This is a genomic window from Aminiphilus sp., from assembly GCF_029975095.1.
Taxonomy (GTDB): Bacteria; Synergistota; Synergistia; order Synergistales; family Aminiphilaceae; genus Aminiphilus.
Genome location: NZ_JARKPW010000168.1, coordinates 1 through 5,839, shown reverse-complemented (window position 1 = coordinate 5,839; position 5,839 = coordinate 1). Strand labels below are relative to the sequence as shown.

4 protein-coding genes are annotated in these 5,839 nt (G+C 59.1%); 2 read left to right on the top strand and 2 right to left on the bottom strand.

From position 1 onward, the window contains the following. Positions 1 to 166 precede the first annotated feature (166 nt). Entirely contained in the window at positions 167 to 2,341 is a 2,175-nt protein-coding gene (locus tag Q1K49_RS10415; RefSeq protein ID WP_300525801.1) for a methyl-accepting chemotaxis protein, read from the top strand. A gap of 765 nt (positions 2,342 to 3,106) precedes the next feature. On the opposite strand, the gene Q1K49_RS10410 is transcribed toward Q1K49_RS10415, so the two are convergent. Together Q1K49_RS10410 and Q1K49_RS10405 are read right to left on the bottom strand one after the other, a co-directional pair. Further along, complete coding sequence (locus tag Q1K49_RS10410) at positions 3,107 to 3,664, bottom strand: GNAT family N-acetyltransferase (protein ID WP_300525799.1); 558 nt, start codon at positions 3,662 to 3,664, stop codon at positions 3,107 to 3,109. Between the two features lie 77 nt (positions 3,665 to 3,741). Further along, positions 3,742 to 4,110, bottom strand: coding sequence for a nuclear transport factor 2 family protein (locus Q1K49_RS10405; protein WP_300525796.1), 369 nt, complete (start codon positions 4,108 to 4,110; stop codon positions 3,742 to 3,744). A 560-nt stretch (positions 4,111 to 4,670) separates the two neighbouring features. Between Q1K49_RS10405 and Q1K49_RS10400 the strand changes: the two genes are divergently transcribed. Beyond that, positions 4,671 to 5,839, top strand: a 1,169-nt coding sequence (locus Q1K49_RS10400) for a GNAT family N-acetyltransferase (protein ID WP_300525794.1), incomplete at its 3' end; no start/stop codon positions are given.

Genomic DNA, 5,839 nt, shown 5'->3' with positions numbered 1-5,839 from the left:
AAATGAGTACAATGGCAGGAAGGCACTCCTTCGAGGCGCGGTGATACGGAAACAATTCGACACCGCGCCTCGAAGGGTTTTCAGGCCGCGAGAAACACTGTCGGGGAGGGGCTCCGAATACGCCGTATTTCTGTACGGCCGAGTCGGAAGAAAGGGGCGATGGTGTGTGCGGATCGGCGCGAAACTGACAGGCGCTTTTGCCGCGGTGACGTTCGTGTGCGCCGCGGTGGGATTTCTCGGATCCTTTGGCATCCAGCGGACGGCCGGGCAGGTGGAGGACATGGCGGAGGTGCGCCTGCCCCGTGTTCGCTGCCTTCTCCTGCTTCAGGAAAGCCAGCAGGGAATCCGGGCGGCGGAGCGGAGCCTTCTGAACCTCGCCGCGTCGGCGGAGGAACGTCGCCGGGCTTACCAGGACCTGGAGATCCAACGGAAGAAGACCGGGGAGAATCTGGAGACGCTTGCAGCTCTTCTGGGGCACGCCGCAGAGGGGGACGCGCTCTTTCAGGCTTTTCGCAGCGCCGAGGCGGAACGCACCAAGGGGATCGAGGATTTTCTCGCTCTGTCCGGGAAGCTCGACGAAACGGGCATCGGGAATCCCGCAGCGTTCGAGGCGGAACTTGCCGTTCTTGAGGTGGCTCATCAGAAATGGCTCCTGGACCTGAGCCGGGCGGTCATGACGGAAATGCCCTTCCGCGGCAACGTGGACGCGGCGGAAAGTGCCATGGGGAAATGGCTCGCCTCCTTCAGTGTGAAGAACCCCGCACTGGTGGATCTCTTCGGACCGCGCATCCTCGAGCAGTACAAGATTCTTTATGCCGCGGCGGAGGACATTCGGGAGCAGCTCAACAGGGACGACATCACCGACGAAGACATGAGCAACATCCGCTCCGCTTTCGCTTATGAATGTCTTCCTGCGGCGGATGCCATCGGGGATATCTTCGACCGGGCGCGGAAGATCGTGGGCGATGCGGTGGCGATCCAGAATGCGATGAACAAACAGGTGCTCGAAACGAACGGTGCGGCCTTCGATACCGCGATTGCCGCGCTGGACGCTCTCGTGAGCGCCGAGCTTCAGGCTGTGGATGCCGCGAGGGCGGAGGCGGCTGCGGTTTCCTCCGGAGCGGGACGTCTCGTTCTTGTGGGCATTGCCGTGGGTGCCGGGCTCTCCATCCTGCTGGGGTTCCTTCTCACCCGGAGCATTACGCGACGGTTGGGACGCGTTATGGCTCTGGCGAACCGTGTAAGGGAGAAGGATCTCTCCGCAACAGCAGACGCGGACGGCGCGGCGGGGAGCGACGAACTGGGCGACCTGAGCCGAACCTTCGCGGACATGACGCTTTCCCTTCGGGACATCGTGTCGGGTATCGCCGTCGAGGCGGACGAGGCGGGGGGGCGTTCCGAGGCCTTGGCTGCCCTTGCCCAGGAAGCTTTGGCGAGTATGGAGGAGGTCAAGGCGTCGGTGGATCGTGTCGTGTCCTTCGCCGAGACGAATCAGGACGTGCTGCGCAAAGCCGACGAGGGCGTCCGGGACGTGGCGGAGAGTGCCTCGGGAACGGCGAAGAATGCCGGGGAGAGCGCGGAGGAAATGGGTGCGGTGACCGAGATGGTCCGGAACGCTTCCGCATCCCTGGCCGGTACGGTGAAGGAGATGCACGCCCTCGAAGAACGGAACCGCGAGATCGTCGGTCACATGGAGCGCCTCGACGGGGCCGTGGCGGAAGTCTCTTCCTTCGTGACAACCATCACGGGTATTGCGGACCAGACAAACCTTCTGGCCCTGAACGCCGCCATCGAGGCAGCCAGAGCAGGAGAGGCTGGACGCGGTTTCGCCGTCGTCGCCGAGGAAGTGCGGAAGCTTGCCGAGGAATCCGCCCAGGCGGCCAAGCGGGTGCAGGATCTTATCGGCTCTCTGAGGACATCCGCCAAGACCTCTGTCGCCGCCACGGGAGAAATGGCGGAGGTGCTCAAGAGAACCCTGGCGGATTCCGCCGCTTCGGGGAAGCGGCTCGACGTCTCCGTGGAGCGCATCATTCGCACGAGCGACCTGATCCGTAACATGGCTGCCGCTGCGGCGGAACAGTCCGCGTCCAGCAGCGAGATGACCGAGGCGCTCGGTGCGGTGACCCGTTCCACCGAGGCTATGGTGGAGGCCATCCGGGGCATCGAGCGTGCCTCGGAGGAGACCGCGGCGGCGGCGGAGAGCGTCGCCACCGAATCCCAGGCGCTGGCGGAGAGTTCGGGGCGAATGACTGCCCATGTCTCCCAATTCCGCCTTACCGGGGTGGAAACACTTCGTGTTGCGCTTCCGGGTGGCAAGAGGAACGACGCACGAACAGCGTGAGTTTGTGTCTCATTCGTCCGGAGCGTCCTCCGAATACGCCTCGACCGATGCGATGTCTCCGATGATGCGGAGCCTGGAGGAGATGCGTGGGAAAAAGTCGAGGCACATCAGTTCGAAGTGGATGGATCTGGTCTTGCCGGGGGAGATGTTCAGCGTGGAGTGGATGCCGTTGTGCATGAAACGGTCGCAAGCTCGGGCAGCTCGTTGAGGAGGGATCGGGAAAGCGTTTCGATGGCGTCCTCGTCGAGACGGTTGACGATGTTTCCAAGGTTTTTTTCGTTATCGCAAGAAGTGCGTTTCTGAAGTCGTCATCCCCGGCGTATTCTTCCTTGAAGACCTGGAGGTTGTGGCAGAACAAAGCGTCGTAGACAATATCCGTCCAGTCGAGGAGAACGATCTTTTCGGAGAGTTGCGGAGGAAGCGCCGACATGGCCTGATCGCACAGGAGGCGCACCTCCTCCGCTTTCCGGAATGCCTTGTCGAGCGCCGGGATCGGCTTGCGCCTTTCGAAGACGAGGTTGTTGCTATGCTGCATGATGTCCGACGATCACGATGGCGACGCGCTCTCTCGTCCGCACGGCGGCCCATGTCATGAGTCATGACGTCGTACAGAAACTCCCTCGTAAATGTTCTTGTTGTTGATGCCGATGTCGAGGTAGGAATTTCACCTTCGGGATTCGACGTGTTCGAGAGTGGTGTTGAAGAACGAAGTCATTCGCATCGCCCTCACCTCCGGCTTTCCGAATTGGAAAAGAGGATTCTTCGTCAGAGTGTCCGTCGAATTGAAAACTGTGGGTTTTCGTCGGGCACGTCTCGTGATGGATTCTCCGCGGGGAGTTCGCACGGGACGGTTTCTGCCGGGGGCGTGTCGAATTCCATTCCCAGCAGAAGATATTCCGTCGCAAGACCATGACGCCGGTAAAACCTGCGCGCTCCTTCGTTTTCCTGCATGACCCCCACTTCGATCTCGTCCATGCCGCGTTCCCTGGCTCTGTTGACGGCATATTCCAACAGTGAGGCTCCTGCGTGTTTCCCCCTGTGTTCTTCGGAGACGATCAGTTCGTTGATGAGAGCCGTTCCGTTTCTGTGGTACAAGCTTCGATAGAAAAGGAGCGAGAGAAATCCGATTACCTCGTTCTCGTGCTCGCACACGTAGTTCTCGTATGTTTCGTCCTGTGCGCTCATGTTCGCGAAGTGACGCCGCAGGTCGTTTTTGTCGAGGGTGTGGTCCTCCCCGAGGGCTGTGCTGAGTTCCTCAAGGAGCATCGCCACGCGAGGAAGGTCCGCTTCGATCATTTTTCTGATGCGCATGTTTGCCTCCATGGTGATCGCTCCTTCCGTGGTTTCGGTATGTACTGTACTCTCCGGGGGGTGGGAGACTCGTCCTGTCGAGTCCCGGTTCATATCCGTTCTTCGGGGACCGGCAGGTTCTGTTGTCTGCAAAAGGTCAACCTGTCCCAGTAACCTCGCTGAAAAACGATTTTCGAATCGACGATCCGGAAAAAACCACACCCTCTCAGCCCCAGAGGGTCGCGCCATTCCATGATTGCCCATTCTCCATCCTCGAACATGTTTTCGACGATACAGGTCATGTTTGTGGCGGCGAAACTGTCCGTGAACATTTTTCGGATGGCCTCGCGCCCCTTGATGGGGTCTCCTGCTGCGACCTGGTGGTTGACGGCGTCATCGCTGTACAGGTCAGCCAGGGAATCCGGGTCCGCGTTGTTGAATGCCTCCACGAATTTTTGCAACACATGTTTAGGGGTCATCGTGCGTTTCTCCTGTGAGAGGTATGTTTTCCCTCTGGACGATTTGTGCTGTTTTCGGCTTAACGCCGGCTCGTGGTGGCCCGAGCTGCACAGCATGCATCCTCAACCTGGTTCAGTTGTCTGAAACAATATTTGTCTTGTTCTCTGTGTTCGTACAGCTTGACGGGTAGAATAAGACAATGCTTACGCACGTGTCAAACATCAGAGGTTTTGGCGAGACTTATTGAATACATGTAGACTTCGAGACCTGAAGTTGAAAAAGTTTTCGAAAGAGGAGACAGTGAAAATCGCCCTCTGAAGCGGAAAGCATTCTCACAAGAGGCCTACTCTAAATTTTTTAATAATAAATTAAATTTATTTTATTAAAAATTCAATAACGAGAGAAAGAATCTCTTGTCCTGTCTGTATAACTAGCGTACCATGGGAAAAAATGTCGAGGCTTTCCGGTGAGGGAGCGGCGGAGGTCTTTCTTTCAGGGAATGGTGCCTGTGTTTTCTCGCCGGGAGCGATATGACGATGCGGTTTTCGTCGGGAAATGTGTCGGGAGGTGAGTGCTGTTCATGCGTCAGGGAGACGAATTGCGCATCGTGGTGCCCGATGCCATTGAGTATCTTGCTCCACTTCAGCGGTTGGTGGACGAACTGGCCGCGAAGATCGGTTTTGAAGAGATGGCCCGGGGAGAAATACAGCTCGGTTTTGAGGAAGCGTTCGCCAACGTGGTAGAGCACGCCTTCGATCCCGGCGAACAGGCTTCCTTTGAGGTTCGTCTTCGGATGGTTCCCCTGGGAATGGAGATCGTGGTGCACGACGAGGGGCTTCCCTTCGACCCCGGCCTTGTGCCGGAGTACGCTCCGGAACATCTCAAGGAGGGAACCCTTCCCGAAGGGCAGGGAGAAGGCGGACTCGGCATCTTTCTCATGCGACACCTCATGGACGAGGTGGCCTTCGTCAACCTCGGGAGAAAGGGCAAGGAAACCCGACTGATCAAGTATCTGCCGAGAAAATCCGTGAGAGAACTCTCGCATGGAGAGGAATTGGCCGCCTGGGAGACCCCCATCGAGGAAAAACCCTCCGTCTCCGTCTCGCCGCCGGAGCGGATTGCCTATGCCATCCGTCTTCTCGAACCTCGGGACGCGGTGGAGGTAGCCCGTTGTGCCTACCGGGCCTATGGATATTCCTACCCGAACCCTCACATCTTCTTTCCCGACCGGGTGGTTGACCTGAACGCCCGGGGAAGCCTGGTCTCCGCCCTTGCGGTGACTCCGGAGGGGGATATCATGGGTCATGCCGCGCTCGAAGTGCCTTCCGGCGAGGCCGGGGCTCCCGTCGAGATCGGCATGGCTTTTGTCAAACCCGCTTATCGAGGGCAGGGATGTCTCAAGGATCTGACCACCTTTCTTCTCGACGAGGCGCGTCAGAGAGGATTCGGCGGAGCATACGTCCAGTCCGTGACCACCCATCCGGCTTCCCAGAAAGCTGCCCGTTCCGTGGGATTCCGCGAGTGCGGACTCTTCGTCGGCGCCTACCCCGAGACCATGAATTTCAAGAAGCTCGGCGGCGAGGCTGGGCAACGCCTGAGTCTGGTTCTGGCCTTCCTGCCGCTGGTCGCCTTTCCTGCCGAAACGCTGCACTGCCCTCTGCGGCACCGGCGCATGCTCGAGCGCCTCTTCGCGGAGCTGGACATGCACCCGCGGATGGTCTTTCCACGTGGTCTGCGCCCGGAGCTGTC

Coding starts and splice junctions, on each gene's coding strand:
- Q1K49_RS10410 (WP_300525799.1), bottom strand. CDS start 3,664: ATGGAGGCAAACATGCGCATCAGAAAAATGATCGAAGCGGACCTTCCT.
- Q1K49_RS10405 (WP_300525796.1), bottom strand. CDS start 4,110: ATGACCCCTAAACATGTGTTGCAAAAATTCGTGGAGGCATTCAACAAC.